Genomic DNA, 1,122 nt, shown 5'->3' with positions numbered 1-1,122 from the left:
GTTTTACTGCTTTGGTTGTTCAAGCGCACATAGGGCGCCTGAGGCGGTGCGGGAAACGGATGTTATGGTAAATCGACAGAGTTGTCGCAAGTGTCCTAAGTGAAGGAAATTAAAACAACAAAGGCCCGCTGTATAGCATACAGCGGGCCTTTGTTGTATATCTCTGTCGATTGTCCTCGGGGGGAAGCATTACTGCTAACAAGTCCCGTGGCTAGTAACTTCATTATAAGGATTGCTGACGATGTCGTCAAACAGGATAAAGGCCAGCTTGTCTGCGGCCAGAATAGGAACGTATGAAAATGTTCTAGGTGGGCCTGCTGGCATTCAAAAGACAGAAAAAGCCCTGAGGCTTTACATGTGGAACGCACAAATATCTGCCGCCTTCTTTGTACCCTTACATGTTTGCGAAGTGATTATGCGAAATGCTCTCTCAGATGTGCTCGAGGTGGTATACGGCCCCAGATGGCCGTGGTCTATGGGTTTTGAACGAAGTCTGCCGATCCCTGTTCATGGTTATAAACCCAAAGACGACCTTATTAATGGTCGGAGGAACCAGCCTACGACAGGAAAGGTTATCCCTGAACTCAAGTTTGTTTTTTGGCAGAAACTTCTGACCGGAAGATTCGACACCCGACTCTGGAACAATCACATACTGGCTGCTTTTCCTCATGCAGCTGCACAGGGATTGAGCGCAGCGCAGTTGCGGCAGAATCTCTACAACGATCTGGAGACAGTGAGAAAGCTGCGCAACCGTATTGCTCATCATGAGCCCATACTTAGCCGCAACCTGGAGGATGATTTTGCCACGATAAAGCGAATTATCGCATACCGGTGCCAACATTCACTGGAGTGGATGATAAACAACCAGATGCTACTTCCTTTGTTTACACTTAAACCGCTCTAAGAACACAGGTCCGCCCAACGGAAGTTATGGTAGATGCAATATTATGTAGTGCTTAGATCATGCTGGGGTTCGGATGTGGTGGAAACGCACTTTGTTCCTGATAGTAAGTAAAGCCTTTGCTTGTACTCTTCCATATCTAATGAAGATGATTTTAGCTTCCATTGTTGCTCAATTGGTTTTGGGAACCAGAGCTCCTGCACAGAGTCTTCGTTTTCTTG

The 1,122-nt window shown here is 46.9% G+C and carries 1 protein-coding gene; it reads left to right on the top strand.

Annotated elements, in window-relative coordinates:
- The first annotated feature begins 241 nt into the window (after positions 1–241).
- A complete protein-coding gene (locus SO140_RS46015) occupies positions 242–904 on the top strand; it encodes a hypothetical protein (RefSeq protein WP_443004064.1) in 663 nt (220 codons plus the stop codon).
- Positions 905–1,122: the final 218 nt, after the last annotated feature.

The organism is Bradyrhizobium sp. UFLA05-108, from assembly GCF_059803455.1.
This window is presented reverse-complemented; position numbering and strand designations above follow the sequence as displayed.